The sequence below is a fragment of the Dehalobacter sp. MCB1 genome, from assembly GCF_003590275.1.
Lineage (GTDB): Bacteria > Bacillota > Desulfitobacteriia > Desulfitobacteriales > Syntrophobotulaceae > Dehalobacter.
Genome location: NZ_LXPC01000010.1, coordinates 1 through 21,838, shown reverse-complemented (window position 1 = coordinate 21,838; position 21,838 = coordinate 1). Strand labels below are relative to the sequence as shown.

The window sequence follows — 21,838 nt, the reverse complement described above, 5'->3', positions numbered from 1 at the left end:
AGTATTTATTTATATTCCTCTTCGCCTTTTGGCAGCTACCTATCATTCACAACAAGGGATTCCTGCATAATCTTATTAAAAACAGTAACCAGATACGGATCAAACTGTTTGCCGGCGCATTTATTGATTTCAACAAGTGCACTATACGGGTCCATGGCCCGTTTATAAGGCCTTTCATGCGTGATCACATCGTAGGAATCCACAATGGATACAATCCTCGAGAATAGCGGAATTTCATCTTCTTTCAGCCCCTGCGGGTAACCTTTCCCATTCCACCATTCATGATGACCGAGAACGGCTTCCGAGACATGCGCTAATTCCCTGGAAGACTGCGTAATCCGATAGCCGATTTCAGAATGTTTTTTCATGATGCTCCATTCTTCCGGGGTCAAGTCACCTTGTTTTTTTAAGATTTCCCCCGGAACGCCAATCTTGCCGATATCATGCAGCATCGCAACCTGGACCAGTTCAACGATTTCCCTTGCGGATAAGCCGATCTGACTGCCAAATTTACTGACCAGACTTTTCAGCCTCATGACATGGGCTTCCGTCTGATAATCTTTTTCCCAGAGCAGTTTTTCCAGGAACTCGATGATCGCAAGGCGGGTTTTCTTGCTTTCATTCAGTTTGTTGCTATACATTTTTTCCTCAGCCTGGTTGATCATTTCTGCCAAGGGCTGTTCCCTGTTCTCAAAAAACGTCGAGCCAAACGAGATATCGATCGGTACTGTTTTCGGGCGGGAGATTTTTAAGTTATCCTTGACATTGTTTAAAAGCACGCCAGCCTGATCAAGCGGCACACCAGGCATGATAATGATAAACTCGTCCCCGCCCCATCGGATAATCACATTTTCCGGGCCAATGGTCTCCTGCATAATTCTGACCCCGTCCGCAAGTAATTCATCCCCTTTTTCATGACCAAAGGTGTCGTTGATTAGTTTCAGACCATTAAAATCCCCCATGACCAATGCTGCAGGCATGAGGGTTTTATCCAGGAAATCTTCCAACGTATTTTCAAAATAGGTACGACTGTAGGCCCCGGTTAATTTATCATAAATGACAAGTTTTCTGATATTTGCTTCTTTGCTTTCAAGCTCCTCCCGGATGCTTTGAAAATACAGGGCCTGCATATTGAGATAAGCAAGTAGACCAACAACACCGGCAACTAAATAACCTACAGACGGTGGAATAACGTTAATTAATTTGCACAACGGATAAAGTAAAATCGATAAGGCCCAAAAAATATAGGTATAGCCAAGTATTATTCGGATCGGGCCTTGCGGTGTTTTTGCTTTTAAGCATGTCATAGCGGCTTTGGACAATAATGCAATGATCCAGACAACAGACAGAAGTAAAAGAGCGGTTGTCGGGATTCCCTGAACAGCAATACATATAAAAGCAAGGATCAGAAAGCCCGTGCCGATATCCCAGAACACCGGATAGCTTCTGCTAAAAAACAACTGCGTACCCTTGAATACCAGCCAGTACCCTGCGATCGAAGAGGCATAGTTGATAATCTGAAGCACCACGGACGGGCTGTTGGTTTCCAGCAATGCAGTTCTGGAAAGATAGGTTATCATCAGCGTTAAGACAGAAAGACTCCATGCTAAGAAATAATGTTTCTTTTCGGAAAAATATAAAAATCCGTAAGATATTAACAAGACCAAGGTAATCGAAATACTGGCTGCAACGATGGAATCGGCTGTCATGTAGATCCTCCCTCAAAAAAAATCGCGGCCAAAGCAGCCGCGGTTTTCATCTTCTGTGTGCAACCCGACTGTCAATATGCTTCAGCACTTAGACTCGTAGCTTTGCGTCCCTGCTTTTCAACAGGTTTGCCTAAGGATCATTTGATTTGATTTAATTATAGTAAAATACACGAAATCTGTCAATAAATGTATGAATAATCAATTATTGTATAATTATTTAATTTACGAATCAGTCTATTAGTTCTCCGTCATAGGAAGCAATAATCCCATATAAATCAGGCCGACGGTCCCGGAAGATTCCCCACTCCAGGCGCTGGACCTCAAGCTGATCGAGGTCAAACTCAGCCACCAGTACAGTTTCCTCAGTACGCCCTGCTTCCGCAATTCTTTTGCCAAGTGGTCCGGCAATAAAGGAGGAACCGTAAAAGGTAATCCTGGAATCTTCATCTTCCTCGACGCCGATCCGATTGGAAGCGACCACGGGGATCAGGTTCGCGGCAGCGTGGCCGAGCATGCAGGCCTGCCAATGGTCTTTGGAATCAATCGTCTGGTCCAGCGGTTCTGAACCGATGGCCGTCGGATATAACAGGATCTCTGCCCCCATCAGGGTCATGCAGCGGGCAGCTTCCGGGTACCATTGATCCCAACAGACGCCGACCCCAATCTTGGCGTAGCGCGTTTGCCAGACTTTAAAGCCTGTGTCACCGGGGTTAAAATAGAATTTTTCCTCATAGCCCGGCCCGTCAGGGATATGGCTTTTTCTGTATTTGCCGAGGATCTCACCGTCGGCATCAATCATGGCAATTGTATTGTAGCGCGCATAGTTTCTCTTCTCATAGAAACTGATTGGCAGGACGACTTCCAGCTCTCTGGCGATTTGCCGGAAATGCCTGACCGCCTGATTATTTTCTAGCTCTTTCGCATATCCGTAATAATCTGATTTTTCTTTCTGACAGAAATATGGGGTCTCGAACAGTTCCTGCAACAGGATAATCTGGGCTCCTCGGGCCGCTGCCTCCCTGACCAGTGTCTCTGCCCCGGCAATATTTTCTTCAACGTTACTGGTGCAGCGCATTTGTGTTGCTGCCACTTTGACGTTTCTCATCGTTAAATTCCTTCCCTACTGCCTATTATTTTTATAGATCTACCGCAGGCATCTGCTGGGTGGTACAGTGAACATTGCCGCCTTCCCCAATAATTGCCATTCCATCAATGGTGCGGATCCGTCTTTCCGGAAAAATCCCGCTCAGGGTCCGAATAGCCAGGGCATCGGTTTCGGCAGCCTGGCCCCCAAATACAGGTAAAATAATTCCGCCGTTAACAAAGTAAAAGTTTAAATAACTCAACGTCAGGCGTTTACCGTCGGCAAATACGGCGGGAGGCTGTTGTATTGGGATGATTTCAAAGGTTCTTCCTTTGGCGTCCGTTTCCTGGTTTAACACCGCGAGGTTTTCCCGGGTAATCGCATAATTCGGATCGCAAGGGTCGTCACAGATCTGAATCACGATTTTGCCAGGCGAAGCAAAACAAGCGATATTGTCAACATGACCGTCTGTTTCATCCCCGTATAAGCCTTTTTCCAGCCAGATGACTTTGTGGATACTCAAATATTTCTTCAATAGTTCCAAAATATGTTCCCGGGAAAAATCAGGGTTACGGTTCGGATTGAGCAGACATTCGGCCGTTGTCAAGAGTGTACCATCTCCGTCCACGTGCAGCGAGCCGCCTTCCATAATCAGGGGCGCATCAAACGGTTTTAGTCCAAGGTGCTTCAATATTTGCGGTGCGACCTGGTTGTCCAGATCCCAGTCCGGGTATTTGCCGCCCCAGGCATTGAAGTGCCAGTTGATGCCGGCTGTATCTCCCCGATCATTGACGATAAACGTCGGCCCGTTATCCCGAAGCCAGGCATCATTGTGCGCCAACGGCAGGAGCTCAATCTGCCTGTTCCGAAAGCGGCCTTCGAGCAGAGATCGTTCGTCGGGGTTTACCAGCACGGTGACGGGTTCAAATTCCCCGATAGCTCGAATAATGTCGGTATAGCCCTCGCAAACAGCCTCGTAGTCTTCGGGGTGGCACATTGATGCCCGAACTGGCCACGAAATAAAGGTACGTTCGTGTCTATCCCATTCCGCAGGCATTCTATAGTTCAAATCGCTCGGAAACATCAGTTTATCCTTTCTTCAGCAACAACATATATCCATCATTACTTTCAAATTGACATTTATCCTATTGATTATTTATAGTTCATTTTACATGAAAATCTCACCACTTTTCAAGGCATAAAATCACCCCACGATAATGTGGGGTGCATCATCACAATATTCAATGATTGATAGGTATATGTTAAAAGTTATTCTTTATCCCTGAAACTTTTCCGTATCTTCGCGACGGATCTGGGCGCGTTTGATCTTGCCGCCGATCGTCTTCGGCAGCTCGTCGACAAATTCAAGTATCCTCGGGTATTTGTATGGAGCCGTCACCTTTTTGACATAGTCCTGGATCTCTTTTTTTAACGTTTCGGAAGCCGTATAGCCTTTGGCCAGCACAACAGTTGCTTTAACGACCGTTCCCCTGACGGCATCCGGGGCGCCGGTTACAGCACACTCTACGACAGCGGGATGTTCAATCAGCGCGCTTTCAACTTCAAAAGGACTGATCCTGTAGCCGGACGCCTTAATAACATCATCATTGCGGCCAACAAACCATAAAAAGCCGTGTTCGTCCCAGTAGGCCATATCCCCTGTGTGGTAAGTATCGTCATACCATACTTTTTTGGTTCCAGTTTCATCCCTGTAGTACCCGCAGAACAACCCGGCAGGCTTATTGGAATCAGCCTCGCGGATGACCAGTTCCCCTTCAACGCCTGGAGGACATGGAGCTCCGTTTTCATCAACCACATCGATCTTATAGGCCGGATTCGGTTTGCCCATCGCTCCCGGATAAATATCCAGCCATTCAAAGTTCGCGACCAATACCGTTGTCTCAGTCTGACCAAATCCATTTAAAATGCTTAAGCCGGTCAGACTTTTAAATCTGTTAAAGACATCCGGATTCAAAGGTTCCCCGGCTGTGGAGCAGTGGACAATTGAAGACAGGTCATATTTTTCCAATTCGTTTTCCAGCAGGAAACGGTAAATGGTTGGAGGCGCGCAAAACGTAGACAGCTTATATTTTTGCATCATTTCCAGCAGCTTCTCAGGTATAAACTTGTCCATATCATAGACAAACTGTGCCGTTCCGCAAATCCACTGGCCGTAAATTTTTCCCCAGCCGAATTTAGCCCAACCGGAATCGGAAACCGTCAGGTGAAGCCCGCCATCCACGACGCGCTGCCAGTATTTGGCCGTCACAATATGACCAAGCGGATAGGTGAAGCTCTGAATAGCCATTTTGGGCATGCTCGTGGTCCCTGACGTGAAATAGATGATCATCGTGTCGTCGTTCGTTGTGGCGTCAGCACCTGTCGGCCGGACCCAATTTTCGGAAGCGGCCTCCATGCTGCTGCTAAAATCAACCCAGCCTGGACGCTTAGCCCCGACCAGAAAAAGCGTCTCAAGCGTTACTGATTCTTCCCTGGAAGCTTCGACATGGTCGAGAATTATCGGATCATTATAGGCGATGATCGCTTTAATCGATGCGGCATTATTGCGATAAACAATATCCTTCTGCGTAAGCTGATTGGAAGAAGGAATATAGATCGCACCAATTTTGGCCAGAGCCAGAATCGCTATGTACACTTCATAACGCCTTCTCAGAATCAGCATGACTTTGTCACCCTTGCAAATCCCGGCTTCGCTTAACATGTTCGCCGTTTTATCCGAGTATTTTTTCAGGTCGGTAAAGGTAAAGACCCGTTCATTACCGTGGTCGTCGCACCAAACCAGCGCTGGACGCTCTGGTTCCAGACGGGCATATTCATCGACAATATCATACGCAAAATTAAAATTTTTCGGTACTTTCACTTGATAATTCGCACAAAAATCTTCATAAGAATCAAAATCGGTTTTCCCAATATATCTTGAAGCGAGGTTCATCTGTTCACATCCTTTATAAAAGTATGACGGTCAAAAATTTTGCCGGTCTTTTTTCAAGGGCCAGCATTTTATGTGGAATTAAGGAATTAAAATACAGAGAGTCTCCCGGGTCCAGCACATATTCCATACTGCCAATGATCACTTTCATTTTGCCTTCCAGACAAAAGTTAAATTCCTGTCCGTGATGAGAAACAAGTTCAGGACTATTTTCAGCATCTAGGGTCACCAGCAGCGGTTCAATTTTTCTGTTAACGTACTGATAAGCCAGACTCTGAAAATCATACTGGTCATAGCGTTCAACCTTGAGACCCTTTCCCTTTTTGATGAAGCAGACATCATGCAGCTTGGGTGAGACACCGGTAAGAACATCCGTTAAATCAACCTGATAACAATCGGCAATCTCATATAGAATACTAATGGGAATATCATCTTCGCCTTTTTCATACTTCAGATATTCTTGAACAGGCAGTCCGATTTTACGCGCAGCTTCTTCTTCGGCCCAACCGGTAAGTAATCGTAAGCCTTTAATTCTCTCGGCAATATCCCTCACCTTTTCATTCATCTTTCAATCCTTCCTTTCGCGTGAAATAGTGGATCATGTAATGATCCTCGAGGTATAACCAGCGGGCCTTACAGCTTTGTTCCTGCACAACGGCATTTGCCTCAAGAAGACGGTCCGCTTTTTGGGCGTCTTCCAGCAGGCAAAATGGACAGGCACGATGCCGTTTGGCGACCGTGGAATAACAGCGTTCGCCAAGTTTGACACCGCTTTCTTGCGCTGCTTTATTTGTGGCGACAACGATCCGTCGGCTCGTAATCAGACAAGCCGGTTCTTCGATCAGCTCTAGGACCTTGACAAAGCATCCGATGTATTTCTGTTTGCGTAAATCAAGCTGAATCTTCATAAAGCGGGTATGCTTGATTTTATATTGATTCAGACATCGGGTGATCCGGCTTTCATCTTTCTGGGAGTGAAAAAGGAACTTCATCCCGTATTCAAAGCCGTCATCTTTGGGGGTCTTGCGGATAATCAACGCATTAAATGAGAATTCTTCATTTTCAAACGTAAACATGATATCGATGATGACAATATTGACGGGAATATCCACGGGGATAAAAGCATATATCCCGCCTGTGCTCAAATCTAGGATTGTAATCGGAAATGTTTTCTCCACTTCGACCTTCTGGTTGTTAATCGCGGAAATTTTTGCTGTGGCCGGAATATCATGAATCAAATCGACGCGGAAATACTTTCGTTTTTCCTGAAAGACTTCCATCCAATCACCTCATGAAACAGTTTGAAAATCATGTGATGCGTTTTTCCTGATAAATACCATTTTACATGATGTTGGATAGAACCACAACGAATATACCCGCAAAAATTTGCGAATAATATGCGACGGATTTGTCCGGATAAAAAAATACCAGAGTCCAAACATTAATTTGGAAACTCTGGTATTGTTAAAAACAATGCAGAAATATTGAGTTTTATCGTTGCAAATTCTACAGATTATTTTCTGGATTAAGCGTTTCTGGTTTCTTTTCCGTTCTTTTCTTTTTCTGTTTCTTAATATTTTTTGGATTTTTGTCGCCCATACAGATCCTCCCTTACATGATATAGGATCATTTTATCCAAATTATGGCTATTCTATACATTTTATAAAATAGGTTTTTAAAAATGAGACAGTATAAGTATCAGCAATGGAATCGATAAACAGCTAAGCAAGGTTGAAATCAGCACCGTCTGCGATGCCAGATGTGCATTATTTTTATATTCAATCGCCATTAAAACCGTATTGGTCGCGATAGGCATACCGGCCATGATGACCGGTATAGCAATCAGCCACATCTGATCAATCTGAAAGATATATTTGACCAAAACCAGGGTTAATAACGGCATCACGAGCAATCTGACGACCGACAGGATATAAATACCGATATCACTAAACATCTTTTGAAGCGGTAGTTCACTTAAGGTTGCCCCAATGGTCAGCATGGACAGAGGAACACAGGTATTTCCGATCGCATCAATCGTGCCGGTCATGAATTCAGGCAGCGGAACGGCGGTGATAAATAAAATGAATCCGATGACACTCGCTCCCACTCCAGGATTAATAATCTTTTTCAGGTCTAGTCTTGTATGCTCGGTTTTATTCGTATTCATGATCTTGATACCGAGCGTATACAGCAACAAGTTAAACATAATATTGTAGATCGCGGCATAAAATATTGCTTCTTTGCCATAGAGTGCCTGAAATATCGGAAAGCCTAAAAAGCCTGTATTTGCAAAGACAATTCCAAAATTAAAGACGGATTTTCTGGTTAGATCTTTGGTCAGGATCCTCGCTGTTAGTTTTCCGACAAGAAAGGCAAGACCGTAACAGGGTATCGTAAGCAGGAAAACAAAAAGTGCCGTATGTAACCTCTCTGTTGTAAAAGAAACTCTCATCCCAGACAGGATCAAGGCCGGGAGTGCAATTGTCAGGACAAATTTAGAAAAAACCTGGGTCGCTGCCGGCGAGATAATTTTCACTTTGGCCAGGACATAACCCAGCAGAATCGTTAAAAACAAAATTCCAAGTTGGTTATAGACGCCTTGTAGTTCCACTTTTCTCTCTCCAATGTATTAGACTAAATATTTTACGAAGGTTATATAGCGAATTATTATACCACAAAAAACAAATCATATGGAGGCCGATGATATACATTCCTAAATGAAAATTCCTGCATCGGCAGGATTTTTTCAATCATTAATATCGATCCCAACTGGACAGACTGGGACGACGCCATTATTCATTAGCTCAAGTACTTTTTGAAATGCCTTTGGAATCGGGAGGTCCTTTAGTCTCTCCCGGGAAATCCAAGCAAGCCCTGATTTTACTTCTGAGTCCGGCTTGAGCGAAAACAAAATAACATCCATTTGCCAGACCTGATGTGTGAAAACATGTTGAACGCTGCCCAAGTATTTAATAGGTTCGAGATCTAACTCCCAGTCGCGATGGAACAGTTCTTCCGCAGATGAACCAGATTCCTTTCGGACGAGCGGCAGTCCCCACATGTTGCCAAGCAGCTGTGTATTGCTACGGTACTCCATCAGAATATCCCCGTCGTTACAGACAAGCGCCGTCCAGTAATTGAAGCAGGTTGCTTTTTTTGCTTTCTTCTTAACCGGCAGGACAGTCTCCCTGTGCGTACGATGGGCAGTACAGACGGTACGCCAGGGACAGTCCCGGCAACCGGGAGTATTGGGTGTACAGCACATTGCGCCAAGTTCCATCAGCGCCTGGGTAAAATCTCCTGCCCTTTCCTTGGGAATCATCTCTTTGATGATTTCAGCAATTTGCTTTTGGATTTTTTGCTGGCTGATGTCATCTTCAAGTCCTAGAAGACGGGTTGCGACCCGCAGTACATTCCCGTCGACAGCCGGATAAGGCAGATTGTAAGCAATGCTTGCGATAGCCCCAGCCGTATAGTCACCGATTCCTGGTAAAATACGGATTTCCGGAAAAGTGCGCGGAAAATTCCCGCTGTACCTATCGCGGACCGCGATGGCAGCCTGATGAAGGTTCCTGGCCCGACGGTAGTAGCCGAGACCTTTCCATAGGGTTAAAACGTCTTCTTCATCTGCATCAGCCAGGCTGCAAATATCCGGGAACCGTTCCAGGAACCTCAGGTAATAATCTATAACCGTATCGACCCGTGTTTGCTGAAGCATGATTTCCGATAACCAAACCGCATAGGGGTCGTTCGTTCTTCTCCAGGGCAGATCCCTTTTATTTTGGTCATACCAGGTCAATAATAACGCAGCAATCTCTGACGGTTTCTCTTGAATATTTTTCGATTTATCTACTAGACCTGCTAATTTATTCAAACTGCCTCCCTGTTATTTGCCTCAATGTTAGATATTGCTAGTTACATGCATTTATTGCTGCAGAGCTGATCGGCAATTTTCTGTAGCCTGGCATCCGCTGTGCAGAAAATAACCTGGCGGAAGCGTGATAGTTCCTGCAGACACACCAGCGCCTTCTTCCAAAATTCCTCGGTTCCGTTCATTGTTCCGGACAGGAAGAACAAGGGGATCTCGGTGCTGCTTTCCTCAAGGGCAGCTTCGGCAAGGGCCAGACGGTAAGCAAAATAATACGGATAGGCTTTGGCCATCATGATTTCTTTTTTATCCGACAGGGTCAACGAAAATGTCCGGCTCAAAAACCGCTGTGCTTTTATTTTTAAAAGGATGCCATTCTCCGTCTGCCATTTTTGCAGCGAGGCTTCAAGTAGCTCCGTCGTATCATCAAGGGTATGCTGTAATTCCTGATAGGTCTGCCATTGCTGTTTTACATTCCCAAGTTTTTTCTCCAAGGCAGGGTCCATTTTCACAGCCTGACTATCCTGAAGGTCTTTACGGGCCTTCAGAAGCTGGCTGCTTTTCTCTGAAAGGGCCTGCCGGGAAGCCTCCTGGGCAGCCAGCCTTTCTTTTTCCGGCAGACATTCTTCACGTTCCAGTTCTGCAAGCGGCTCCAAAGTTCTGGACAAATGATCCAGGTTTCGCTTATTTAAGGTGATATCATACTGTTTTTTCAGCAAATCATATTCTTTTTCAGTTTCTTCTTTGATTCGCAGTTCACGCGCAATCAGCAGTACGGCCTCAAGGACCTCGTCGATATCGGCATCAGACGAGATCCGGTTCTGCAATTTTTCGCGCAGTTGTGATGCATATTCCTGCAGTTTCTGTTCTGTTTCCTCTTGCTGTCCGCCCTGCACCTCCAAGGCCTCCAGCATACCAACGATCTGAATGGTTTTCTGCTGGTATTCGTCCCAACCGTTTTTCCAGGACGAGAAATCGGCTGCATTAACCATCTTAAAAGCTTGTTGCAGCTGCTGACCGCGGGACAGGATGATTCTGAGCAGTTCTTCTTTCCTTGCAGCTTTTTTCCTAACCACGTTATAATCCTTCTGCAGCTGGTCAACGGCCTGTTTCTGATTCCAATACGCTTCGATCTGCTGCATGAATTCTTGATAGTCTGCAGCCTGATATTTTTGCAGAAGCTTTGTCAGACGTGAAGCCAATCGGTCTCCGACACTGACTGCGCCGAATCGCCGGATGAACCTGCGGTCAATCATGCGTCCTAAGACAGAGTCCTGCCATTTTTTCAGACGTATGTATGATCGGTCAAGTGAATGTCGGTCTTTGTCAGTCACACCGGCGATCAGCACATATTTTTTGAGCTTGGCTTTTTCTTCAAGAAGAGACCTTTCCAGTTCCTTCACGGTATCAGCCAAACCGGCAAAGCCTTCAAGCTCCTTCTGCGCTGCACGAAGCTCTTCTTCGGCGCTGCGTAAGTACTGCTCCTCATTTTCCGGTATTTGCCGATAGCCGGATGATGTTAGTGAATCCTGAAGCTCATGAATGGCCCGAGTCTGCCGGGTGATCAAAGCTTCGCCCTGTTCTGCCTCTTTTTGAATCAAGGCCCAGGCATAACACTCTTCCCGCAAACCTTCAATCATGTCCCAGTTGACCTGTTTATCCTGAACAACGGCCGTAAATCGAATCCCGGTATCCCTGCGCAGTTCTTCGAGGCGGGCCAGTTCACCCTGCAGACGGCGTAATTCCCGGTAATCAGGGTTCTCTCTCAGGATGCTAAGACGCTGTTGAACCTTTTCCATCTCAGCAATTTTTTCCGTCAGGAGATGCTGTTCAGCCTGCAGGTTCTTGATTTTGATCTGTAGAAAACGCTGTTCCTCCTGCCGGTGGTTTGCTTCTTCCCAATCTCGTCTTAACGCATCATATTCGGCTTTGACCTGAGCCATTCCATCCGCCTGTTCTTCGACGCGTTCTTTAGCCCTGGCCAGAGCATCACGCACCCGTGCCAGGGAAAGCTCTTCATTTCCGACCTGCTGAAGGTTGGAGACCCGTCGGTATAGCTCATGCTTATTGCAATCCGGCCAGACAATAAAACCGCTCTGCCGGATTGCCTCAAAAGTCATATCCAAGCCTGTTTGTTCACCGGAAAGCAAGATTTCTGCCAATCCTTGTCTTTTCTGCTTGTCCGATGGTGCTAATGACACCCGGTCGTCATAGTATTCCTGCAGTAATTGACACAAAGCTTTTCCCAGTCCGGGTTCCTCCAGATACAGCACCGTAAAATCCTCGGGCAAGGACCACTCTGCATCCCCGAGCAGTGGATGACCCTGAAACCCGATCTTATCAATCCTCATAATCTTCCCGTCCCTGACTGATTGCAGCCAACCCAATTTTCTGAACCAATTCCCAGCGCCGCTGTTCTTCAGGCCGGTTCTCAGAAGAAAGGCGTTTTCGGGTCTCATTCCTGAATACTTCGATTAAATCCGGGAAACCACTGGCTTTACGCCTTGTAACGCTGCTATCATCGCTGAGGACCGAATCAGATTGAGATGTATGATAAACCTCAAAGTAGCTGAAGTCTTCAGACAGAAGCTTCTGTAAAACCTGGATTGTATTTTCCGGATCCGGAAATGGCCCAGACAGAGTAATCCGGAACAAATCTCTTTGCCTTTCTTCTTTTGTTGTATCCGCTAAAAGCGTGATAGCAATTTCTTTCGGTTCAACCGCCTGCGGCCAGAATTTCTCAATATAGCTCCGCCTGCCAAGTTCCACAAAATCGACCCGCGTTAATTTTCCGTCTGTTTCTCCGAAAAGTACGCCATGCGGTCCGCTGTCCCGAAAACTCCGGGCCTCAGGGTATCCGCAATCCGCCCATAAAGTATCACCAGCCTGATGCAGCCCACTGAATTTCTGCTGATGCCCTAACGCCAGATAAGTTAAACCACTCGCTATAATCGCCTCTGGTTCCAGAGGAATAAACCCATCCGTATTTCGTGGGGACGCTATCTCTGCATGGAGCAGCATCATCTGGATGGGCACATTGTGTAAGACAGATTGAATCATCCCCAAATCAATCCGCTCCTGACGGTAATTCGTCCATCCCGAGCCATAGATGACAGTTCTTTTGGCCGGAATTTCAATATGGCTGATGCCCCCTGCAAAGATATGAACATTATCAGGCCATTCAGCAAAACGGTAGGCGGAAGAGATGACCAAAGGATCCTGATCCCCAGGCGTGATACAGACATAGGTGTCCTTCAATCTGGAGAACGAACAGTAGACACGTTCGACTGTTTCTTTACGGGTGTATTCCTGATCAAATAAGTCGCCTGTTACAAACAGAAAGTCTGCTTTCTCTTTTTGACATAATGTCAGGACGGTTTCGAAAGTCTGCCATAAGTCTTGATTGCGCATTGCTGACCAGGAAGGCGGGCCTTCCCAGGAACGGCTGTCAAATTGAAATCCGGCACAATGCACAAAACGAATCGTTTCCGCCATTTTTACACCTCACCCTAATGACACCAAAACATCAATCTATCCTTGCACATTAGGTTATTCTGATAATAATAGTTCCCTATCGTAAAAAATGTTCTTGGGAACCCAGGCAAATTCCTGCTTATCACTGGAACTTTCTTTCTTTTCAGCCTTAAAATTTGCCTTAAAAATTAAAGCCAGAATTCTTTCTGGCCAAAATAATGCTTAAATAAGAGGTTTAAACAGATTTATGTTTGGTTTGGGTCAAACGTTTACGGCGGGTAGCGATCCTGTAAATCGCAAAACTAATCAGCGCTAGGACAACAAGAACTACAGCGTAGACCGTCAGGGTAATTTTGTTCGGATTACTGAGCAGGGATATTGGATTGTGGCTGTTGTCAGCCACTTTTCTTCCAAGTACACTGCTGTAATCATCGGGAATCGTTGGAACTCCGCCGACTTTGGCAAATGACTGAAGATATAAGGCGAGTGCCTGCCATTCTTTAACTTCGGTATTATTTCCGGCTGCGTCTCTGACGATCCGGGTTTCAAAGTCGGTAACCGGCGTACCCTCTTCTGTTTTGGGTACAATGGACAACAGACCGAAAGATTTATCGCCGACAATCGAAAGCATCTGAGCAGAATACAAACCGGCAACTACCCTGTATAATTTGGTATCGTCAATTTCTTCAACAGAGCCGTCCGGTTTCTGCAATACGGCGTTAGTGACCTTATTGAATATCATCCGGTTCGGATTATACGTGAAATCAATACCTGACATAAACAACTGAGCTTCAGCCATCATCGATGAGATTGAGGCATCTACTTCGCACAGGGTCTTTAACTCCTGGCCGGTTAAATAGACAGAAACCAGCGGATACCCTGGAATATTATCCGGTCCGGTCCCGAGGGAGCTTACGCTAAAGGCGTCGGCAGCTGTAATGGCCCCCTTAAAAAAGGTACCTCTGATCGTCCCGGCAGGTACAACTGCGACATCCACAGGAATATAGTCTGAAGCCTCCGCCTTCTTCACAGCATAAACATAGGCATCAGAAATCAGGTTGGCTAAAGGGTCTTCCTGATGCGTATTCAAAATATCGTTGACTTTCCGGAAGTTATAAGGGGATTCTGCCAACACTTGATCAAAATTCAACTGAAACGGTGTAAAAAATTTGTCCTGAACCTGCTGCTTGAAGCGGTTGACAGTTTCAGCAACCTGCTGATCGTCAAGCAGGCTTTCATTAATCGTCTGCAGCCGGTAAGCGGCAAGTTCCCAATCCGTACCGGACTTCCGGGAAATTTGCAGGACACCGAGGTTCTTGCAGCTGTCTTCAGCGGAACAAATCAATGTTTTCCCTTCGATGATCGGTACTTCAACTTTAGTGTGGGTGTGGCCACTGATGATTACATCGATATCCGGAACCTTTTTTGCCAGGATCTGGTCTTCAGATTCGGCTACATCCTTCCATGTTCCGCAATGGGATAAGCAGACGATTAAATCAACGTTTTCCTTTTTTAAAAGGGAAACAATCCGTTTAGCATTTTCCACAGGATCTGTGAATTCCACTTCTGCCTTTGGCGCATTGGAAGCTGCATCTTTCCCCATTAGACCAAAAATGCCAATCTTCACACCCTTCTTTTCAATGACGGTGTATTCCTTGATCCCATAATCCTGATAAGCCTGCTGCAGAGCTGCGAGTGAAGGGGTTAGGCTGCCGTCCTGTTTTGCGGGAAACGAGACATTGGCCTGAACAATTTCCGGCAGAACTTCTCCGGCTTTACGGGCGGCCACCGCTGACTGCAAGCTGTCGGCCAGTCCGGATGCCCTGTAGTCATATTCGTGATTGCCCAAAGTTACAGCATCATATCCCATCTGCCCCATCACGCGAAGCTCCGGGGAGTCTGTCCGGAAAATCGTTTGAAATGGTGTTCCCATCGAATAATCTCCGGCATCGACGAGCAAAGCATCCGGATCATTCTCTTTCCCGGCAGTAATGGCGCTCTGGAGTCTGGCAAATCCGCCGGACTGTTTGATTACACCGTTTTGTTCATCTTTGACCGGCAAGAGATGGTCATGCATATCATGTGTAAACAAGATTGTCATGCTCTTCTGAGTATCGTCAGCCGAAATCGGAGAATTTATGGATAATACGAGCATTGCGCCAATCAGGAAAACGGCCATAGCAGACTTAATTCTTTTCATCATCTTCCCCCTCATTTTAATCCATTCTAATTATGCTCAGTCTTGGCATCCATCCATTGAATGATATCCAGAAGAACCTGATCGCGGTTCGTTTCATTATGCAGTTCATGCCTGCTCTTTTCATATTGTTTGAGTGTGACATCCCTTATACCGGCTTTTTGATAACCATGGTGCAAGGCTATGCTAATTTTCCCGTAGTGCCCAACAGGGTCCATTTGGCCGGAAAGAATCAGGACCGGGACTTCTTTTGGCATTTTCCTGACATTGGATTGCTTCTGAACTTCCAGGATGCCGCCAAAAAAATCGCGATAAAACGCCAACGTACATATGCCTCCGCAGTAGCTGTCCTGAATATATTGGTCAACTGCAGCCGGGTCCGTGGTCAGCCAGTCATAGGCGGTCCGGTTTTCAGGACACCGGGCATTGAAATTTTTAAAAGTAAGCTCCTGTATCCATTTGCTTTGATAGCTTTTTCCTTTGATCAGCGCCATGGTCCCGCATAAGAAAAGGCCATAGTATAGCCTAAACGTCGTGTCTCCGCCTGGGCCGGATAAAATGACTCCTTGTATTCCCTGCTTATTTCCATAAAGATGCATATAGTGCCGGAGAATAAAGCTTCCCATACTATGACCGAAAATAAACAGCGGCAGTCTGGGATTGTCTCTTTTAATCAGAGCAACCAAATCATAGACATCGCGCACCATAAGATTCCAGCCGTCGTGGCCGGCGGATATGTCAAAGCCTTGCTTTTCAGCTGTTTTGCCATGGCCTCTTTGGTCGTAGGCATAAACCATATACCCTGCATCCGTCAACTCCCTGGCAAACGGTGCATATCTGCCGGAATGCTCCGATATGCCGTGAATCATCAGGATGATTGCTTTGGCGGGGAGCGTATCCGGCTGCCATTGGGTCATAAATATTTGCTCCGAAGGATGGATATTCCAATAACTTCGCTTTTCTCTCATGCAATTTCCCCTTACGGCAAATTAGCGTCCTGCGCCTCCATCAGCTGAAAACCGATTACACCTAATATATCATCTTGAAGGCAAATTATCATCCTTTTACCGCGTTATAAATATTTCCAGAATTTTGGACATGCCTTTTTTCCAGTGAATTGTTAAAATACTGTAAGAAGCGAACAAGATTTGTACAGAATCCAGATGAAAAAATTTGGCGGAGTGGAGGATTTCAATGACGAAAAAAATTGTTGTGATGCTGCTTCTTTCTGCAGTCCTGATTCTTGGTCTAGCTCAGGTAACGAATGCTGCTCTTGGTGATACACTTCTGAAGACAGGCTCGACAGGGCCGAATGTCATCGAACTGCAAACCAAACTTAACTGTCTGGGTTACAGCGTCGGCACAGTGGACGGAATTTTCGGACTCAAAACCAAGGCCGGCGTAATTGCATTTCAAAAATCCCGAAATTTACTTACCGACGGGATCGTCGGACCCATTACAGCCACAGCGTTAAACAAGGCCTACGTCAGCAATGTACAAAATGTTAAAACGGGCTCCTCGATCGCCGCGACGGCCCAGAAATACATTGGTGTGCCTTACAAATATGGAGGTACTTCCCCATCGACTGGCTTTGATTGTTCCGGATTTGTTCAATATGTTTTTAAACAAAACGGAATTGCCCTGCCGCGTATTTCCAGGGACCAGTACATGGTTGGCAAAGCGGTTAGTTTCGCTAATTTACAACCTGGGGATATTGTTTTCTTTTCGATGGCCCGAAACGGTGTCGTTGATCATGACGGGATTTACATTGGCAATAACCAGTTTATTAATGCTTCCAGCTCCAAAGGTGTTGCTGTCTATAGTTTCGGTACCTACTGGAAATCTGTCTATATCGGGGCGAAACGCGTCATTTAGCGATCAGCTGAACTATGTTCATTGATCAGTGAACTCTATTCATTTTTTTGAGAATGTCCAGATCGAATAATATCTGACATTCTCATTTTTTAACCTTATGGCTTATTCGTTTAAGTAAAAGTAATTAAATAAAATTGCAGATTGTGTTATATTAAGACAAAACACTTTAGGGAATTTACGAATCAGTCTACTAGCTTATCCTTTATGGATAGAAAGGACGTTCTATGCCTGCGAACCATCAAAAAAAACATCCGCATCAACCTAATCAGCACAATCACTCCAGTCAGCATCAGCAATCCTGTAGTTGCGGCCATGACCATTCTCATCAGTCGGGTCATGCCGTCCATGTCCATGACGCTGAATCCTGTCCTGTCTGCAGTGGCGTGGAAACCATAACCCCGGAAGAATATCTCAATAAAATAGAGGAAGCCGTCAATAAGCTCCCTCTAAATAAAACCACAGACAGAATGAACCGGCTGATCGTCCTGACTGCCGGCACGGCTGCCTCAGCCGCTGAACACAAAGATATGATCCTGCTCCAGATTACTGAAGTCTACCTGACCCTTCGTCTGGCGGAGGAATCCGGTCAAACGCTGGCTCCCGAGAATGCCCAGCGTCTTTTCCGCGAACTTTCCGGGCAGGCCGGCCTTGCGCTAACTGCCAAATATGGTCTGGAAGGATTGACCAAGGTTGGTTTGAACACAGACACACGCAGCACGCCGGGAACAGCCTCGCTTGTTTTTATTAGCTGCTATGCAGTTGGCAAAGTATTGATGCAATATTTCAGGAAGCAGGCGGAAGATTCCACGTTGACCGTGGAAGAAATCAAAGACTGCTTTCGGGTAGCGAAGGCCGAAGCAGAACGGCTGGCACGGGAATAAATGTCGGGTAACTATTTTATGTACCTTGTACTCAAGAGCGTTGTACTAGACATACTTTTTGATCACGATGGACTGACGTCCTTTTTTAGAGAGTCCACCTATTTCCTGAAGCTTGATTTTCCCAAGGCCGCGCAGAGATAGCGTATCCCCTTCCGCAACCGTCTTATCTGTTTTGTCACATGCCAGCGAATTCAGCATGACCTTCCCGGATTCAACATATTCCCCCGCTTTGGTGCGGCTTAAGTTAAAACCTGCCGCGACCACACTGTCCAGCCGCAATGAGGCTACGGTGTCTTTCAGCAGAAGAACTTTTTCTTCCGGTATTTGCAGCAATCCCGCAGAGATGATTGCTGTTTTTATTTTGACACGGCCGACTGATTCCAGATTGTTTATCAGGAACGGCAGGATTTCTTTCAAGACAATCAGATCCGTGCTATTTTCCCCGACCAGAATGTCACCGACTGTTTCCCGCTTGATTCCTGCCCCCATCAAACTGCCTAGAAAATCCCGATGCGACAGACCGCTGTCTGCAGTATATTCCGCCCGGATAAAAGCTAATGGGCAATATTCATCATCCTGAATGACATGTTCAGGCTCCAAGTAGTCCGGCAGAAAGATCAATACGGTACGCTCAGCCCCTTCATAGCCTCCCCAGAAAAAGTACCGGGGGTTTCCGTTCGCTTTCAGTGCATTTCCAAGCAGCACCCGCTGCTGTTCACTGCAGAACCGCGTGCAAGCCGGAATATTTTTCTTTTCCGATTCTTCAAGTTTGTCCAGCGCCCGCGCAAGCAGCAGTCTGCTTTCTTCATCCTGGGCATATTTTTTGACGGTTTCGGCTTTTGTGATCATTGTTATGTTCCTTCGGTATTACAAATTATGTTAATGATGATTATTGCCATTATAATTGTTTCAATCTGCTAAAATCAAGATTAATTAAGCTTTTTAGTTATCCTCAAATATAGGCTTGTCCCAAATTCGACACCAGTGTCGATTTTGGGACAAACTGTCTATCGCTTTCATAGAAATAACACTGTAAATGTTAGTCTTATTTCTGACTTTTTGGTGATTATGGGGTATGCAGCCTTGCCCAAAATACCCCGCTCGCACGTTTTCGTGGCTACAAATAGGAATCCTCGCTAAAATGTCAAAACCCCTGGGCTTTCTGCATGTGAACCCTTGACATTTTCTACGCTCATCCCGTTTGTATAACGCCACTGGCACTTGACGCTCGCTTTGGTGTTTCGGGCAAGGCTGCAATAATTTTAAGAATAGAGAGAAATTGATCTAACGTTTCGATCCTGGGTATACTTACAACGCTGTTTCGGTTCCGGAAGTCGGGAAACAGCAACTTTTTAAGCAAGCAGGATTTATGTGTACCCATTAAGCGATTTGCTATCCCTCGGCATTGGGGGATTTGAAAAAGATGACTGCTACCATTCAGCCTTTTCAAATCCCCAGCATAGCGGTAAGCCAATAATACGAAGCGTTTTTTTTAGGTTATAATTACTTGCATCTTAATTAAAATAGTCAGGCTGATATGCTGACAGCTATAGTCTTTACCGTCTGAATTGTGATGATTTGAAAAATTTCAAATCACGGTGCCAGACGGCAAAGACAATTAACCTAAAGCTATTAATCGACTAGGGGTGGGCCGGTTCCGGTTCCGCTTTTTCTTTCTGTTGTGTCCGGTATAAGAAAAATAGGCCACAGCAGCCGAAACTGTGTGACCTCATTTTAGGCCTTATTTTTGATTAATTATATTGTTCTTTTCCTCAAGATTATACTCCCTTAATCCTTCAAAACATTCCAGGAAATATTTCAGTTCATTTATTGACGTCTCATATTTATCTTCAGTCAAGTGTTTTATGGCGTAGAAACAATCTGAAATAATAAAATCATCAGAACTAAATATTGCATTAATATCTACTTTCTTTATGAGTTCATCAGCAATTTCATATCGATCAACCCCTTCAAAAATATACTTTTTAAGCAAATCGACAAATATATGAATTATCTCATCTCTGCTCATATCAAAGCTCCTACTTCAGTTTATTAATTAACTGGCCAGATTGAATTCTTACTGCATCAAAATCACGATGGAGAATATTCCCTCTAGCATCTGTTACCTCATGAATAATAAATTTAACGCCACTTTGGTCAGAATAATTATATACCCTGGAGAATCCGCCCTCAGTGGAGCTTCTTGATGAAGTCATTTTCTTACTTAAATTTGTAAAATCAACGTCTCTTGCTTCAATTTGTCCAATCTCATTAAGAGTCTTTCCAGGTGCATAATAATTACCATTAATCTTTTCGACATCCTTTAAATAGTCTAAAGTGGTTTTTGCGCCACGACCCGCCCCCTCCACATAGAAGCTTAAGGGGAAAGATTAATGAAGCTTTATCGGTTAACCAAAAAAGCAGAAGCTAAACAGAAAAATCGTTTTTCAATTTTTTAATAGGTTATTACCATTTTATCACAAATTAGGAGCTTGGTATTCAGTCTTATTTTTCATCATGGCATAAATGATGTTTAAGACTCTTCTTTGGATACATACAAGAGCCTGGGGCTTCCGTTTACCTTCGGCCAACTTGCGTTTATAATATTCATGAAATACCGGATGTCTTGCTTTGCCGCCACGGGATACCTGAATCATTTGGATAGCCAGAAAATAAAGGACGCCATTAAGATTCCGGTTGCCTTGTCTGCTCCTTTGTTCTCTTCCTTTTCCTGCGGATGAGAAGAGAACAGGAGCGACCCCGGCAAATCGGGCCAGCTTGTCGGCATTAGGAAAACGGTTGATGTCTCCGATGTCTGAGATTATTTGCGCTTCTGTAATCACGTCTATTCCGGGCATAGTCTGTAACTTGTAGCCGGTTTCTTGGATTAACCTTCTTAACTCGGTATCAATTGCAGTCAGTTCCTGCTTTAAATACCGTATCTCTTTGACAATGCCTTGAATAATAAAATCCCGTTCCTGCTGGTAAGCTTTTTTAACTTCTCCGTCCTCAGCAATAAGACTCAAAATAGCCTGTGCTTTCTTGGTAGAACAAGCGTTATTGCTGGCCTTGCGTAAAGTTTCGGCCAAATCTTCCAGTTTAATTCCGCTTAAGCATCCGGGGGAAGGATAGTTCTCCCAGAAGCAAAGGGCCGTTTTGCTGTCAATGTCACAGAAAAACTTCCGGTAACTCGGGTAATTGTACATAAGAGCGTCATGCAGTTGGCTTTGCAAGATGATTCCTCGTTTCTTGATGCTATCCCTCCGCTTGACGATCTGCCGGATAGTGAAAAAGATGTCCTCATTCTTGGTGTCCGGTAGCTTGTCGACCATATCCCTTAGTATTCTGGCAACACAAAAAGCGTCGTAAGCATCGTTTTTCTCCACTGTGGGACTGCTTAAACGCATAGCGTTTCCCAAAGCCGGATAGATGTCTTTGACAATATACTTATGGGCTTTCAGGTAAGTAGCCAGATTCCGGCCAAACCCTCTGGTATCTTCCAAACCAAAGATGAGCGTTTTATCTTCGCTTAGTTTCTTGGCTTCCCGGATAAACCCGTCAAATTTTTGGGGCCTGTTCTCGAAGGTGATTTCTCCGAGCTTCTTCATCCAGCAGTCAATAAGGACTGCCGTATGCTGTTCCTTGTGCATATCTATGCCGCAAAATGCACAGTTCCTTTTATTCTGGAGGATTTTACCCACTCCTTTCCTAGCTTACCTGTATAATTCATACCGACAACCTCAGCTTGTGAGCGTTGGCCTGTAATTTACAAGCCCGCAAGGGGGCGACTGGTGCCGAAA

19 protein-coding genes and 1 riboswitch are annotated in these 21,838 nt (G+C 45.3%); of the genes, 3 read left to right on the top strand and 16 right to left on the bottom strand.

The features are described from left to right. Positions 1–35: 35 nt before the first annotated feature. The 12 genes from A7K50_RS06475 to A7K50_RS06420 all read right to left on the bottom strand — a co-directional run bounded on the left by A7K50_RS06475 (position 36) and on the right by A7K50_RS06420 (position 16,250). A complete protein-coding gene (locus A7K50_RS06475; RefSeq protein ID WP_119775080.1) occupies positions 36–1,709 on the bottom strand; it encodes a diguanylate cyclase in 1,674 nt (557 codons plus the stop codon). Between the two features lie 55 nt (positions 1,710–1,764). Then, a riboswitch (cyclic di-GMP riboswitch) is annotated at positions 1,765–1,850 on the bottom strand. 88 nt (positions 1,851–1,938) lie between these two features. Next, positions 1,939–2,814 (bottom strand): N-carbamoylputrescine amidase, encoded by an 876-nt coding sequence (gene aguB, locus A7K50_RS06470; protein ID WP_119775079.1) that lies wholly within the window; start codon positions 2,812–2,814, stop codon positions 1,939–1,941. Between the two features lie 31 nt (positions 2,815–2,845). Continuing rightward, positions 2,846–3,877 (bottom strand): agmatine deiminase family protein, encoded by a 1,032-nt coding sequence (locus A7K50_RS06465; protein WP_119775078.1) that lies wholly within the window; start codon positions 3,875–3,877, stop codon positions 2,846–2,848. 192 nt (positions 3,878–4,069) lie between these two features. Beyond that, positions 4,070–5,746, bottom strand: a complete 1,677-nt coding sequence (locus A7K50_RS06460; RefSeq protein WP_119775077.1) for an AMP-binding protein — start codon at positions 5,744–5,746, stop codon at positions 4,070–4,072. Between the two features lie 13 nt (positions 5,747–5,759). Continuing rightward, a complete protein-coding gene (locus A7K50_RS06455) occupies positions 5,760–6,308 on the bottom strand; it encodes an XRE family transcriptional regulator (RefSeq protein WP_119775076.1) in 549 nt (182 codons plus the stop codon). Then, positions 6,301–7,023 carry a PilZ domain-containing protein gene (locus A7K50_RS06450; RefSeq protein ID WP_119775075.1) on the bottom strand — a complete coding sequence of 241 codons (723 nt, stop codon included), beginning with the start codon at positions 7,021–7,023 and terminating at the stop codon, positions 6,301–6,303. The genes A7K50_RS06455 and A7K50_RS06450 overlap by 8 nt, the downstream gene beginning before the upstream one ends. Before the next feature lie 395 nt (positions 7,024–7,418). Beyond that, positions 7,419–8,354 (bottom strand): AEC family transporter, encoded by a 936-nt coding sequence (locus A7K50_RS06445; RefSeq protein WP_119775074.1) that lies wholly within the window; start codon positions 8,352–8,354, stop codon positions 7,419–7,421. Positions 8,355–8,489: 135 nt separating this feature from the next. Further along, positions 8,490–9,617, bottom strand: a complete 1,128-nt coding sequence (gene mutY, locus A7K50_RS06440; RefSeq protein WP_119775073.1) for an A/G-specific adenine glycosylase — start codon at positions 9,615–9,617, stop codon at positions 8,490–8,492. Positions 9,618–9,658: 41 nt separating this feature from the next. Beyond that, the gene (locus A7K50_RS06435; RefSeq protein ID WP_119775072.1) at positions 9,659–11,962 is read right to left on the bottom strand and encodes a hypothetical protein; all 2,304 of its coding nucleotides are present in this window, start codon (positions 11,960–11,962) and stop codon (positions 9,659–9,661) included. Next, a complete protein-coding gene (locus tag A7K50_RS06430) occupies positions 11,952–13,106 on the bottom strand; it encodes a DNA-binding protein (protein ID WP_119775071.1) in 1,155 nt (384 codons plus the stop codon). Before A7K50_RS06430 ends, A7K50_RS06435 begins: the two co-directional genes overlap by 11 nt. Before the next feature lie 214 nt (positions 13,107–13,320). Further along, complete coding sequence (locus tag A7K50_RS06425) at positions 13,321–15,288, bottom strand: bifunctional UDP-sugar hydrolase/5'-nucleotidase (protein ID WP_119775070.1); 1,968 nt, start codon at positions 15,286–15,288, stop codon at positions 13,321–13,323. 23 nt (positions 15,289–15,311) lie between these two features. Next, positions 15,312–16,250: an alpha/beta hydrolase gene (locus A7K50_RS06420; protein ID WP_119775069.1), complete on the bottom strand. Its 939-nt coding sequence runs from the start codon at positions 16,248–16,250 to the stop codon at positions 15,312–15,314. A 226-nt stretch (positions 16,251–16,476) separates the two neighbouring features. On the opposite strand from A7K50_RS06420, the gene A7K50_RS06415 reads away from it, so the two are divergent. The 3 genes from A7K50_RS06415 to A7K50_RS06410 all read left to right on the top strand — a co-directional run bounded on the left by A7K50_RS06415 (position 16,477) and on the right by A7K50_RS06410 (position 18,038). Further along, complete coding sequence (locus tag A7K50_RS06415; protein ID WP_119775068.1) at positions 16,477–17,157, top strand: NlpC/P60 family protein; 681 nt, start codon at positions 16,477–16,479, stop codon at positions 17,155–17,157. Positions 17,158–17,361: 204 nt separating this feature from the next. Beyond that, on the top strand, positions 17,362–17,553 hold the full coding sequence (locus tag A7K50_RS13970; protein WP_132102128.1) for a hypothetical protein: 192 nt from the start codon (positions 17,362–17,364) through the stop codon (positions 17,551–17,553). Next, a complete protein-coding gene (locus A7K50_RS06410; protein ID WP_119775165.1) occupies positions 17,541–18,038 on the top strand; it encodes a hypothetical protein in 498 nt (165 codons plus the stop codon). The genes A7K50_RS13970 and A7K50_RS06410 overlap by 13 nt, the downstream gene beginning before the upstream one ends. A gap of 45 nt (positions 18,039–18,083) precedes the next feature. Here the strand turns inward: A7K50_RS06410 and A7K50_RS06405 are convergent, their stop codons facing one another. From A7K50_RS06405 to A7K50_RS06390, 4 genes are all read right to left on the bottom strand, one after another. Then, positions 18,084–18,887 (bottom strand): YlmH/Sll1252 family protein, encoded by an 804-nt coding sequence (locus tag A7K50_RS06405; protein ID WP_119775067.1) that lies wholly within the window; start codon positions 18,885–18,887, stop codon positions 18,084–18,086. Positions 18,888–19,779: 892 nt separating this feature from the next. Further along, on the bottom strand, positions 19,780–20,067 hold the full coding sequence (locus A7K50_RS06400) for a hypothetical protein (RefSeq protein ID WP_119775066.1): 288 nt from the start codon (positions 20,065–20,067) through the stop codon (positions 19,780–19,782). A 10-nt stretch (positions 20,068–20,077) separates the two neighbouring features. Further along, positions 20,078–20,407: a hypothetical protein gene (locus A7K50_RS06395; RefSeq protein ID WP_119775065.1), complete on the bottom strand. Its 330-nt coding sequence runs from the start codon at positions 20,405–20,407 to the stop codon at positions 20,078–20,080. Between the two features lie 108 nt (positions 20,408–20,515). Next, entirely contained in the window at positions 20,516–21,739 is a 1,224-nt protein-coding gene (locus A7K50_RS06390; protein WP_282432366.1) for an IS110 family transposase, read from the bottom strand. Between the last annotated feature and the right edge of the window lie 99 nt (positions 21,740–21,838).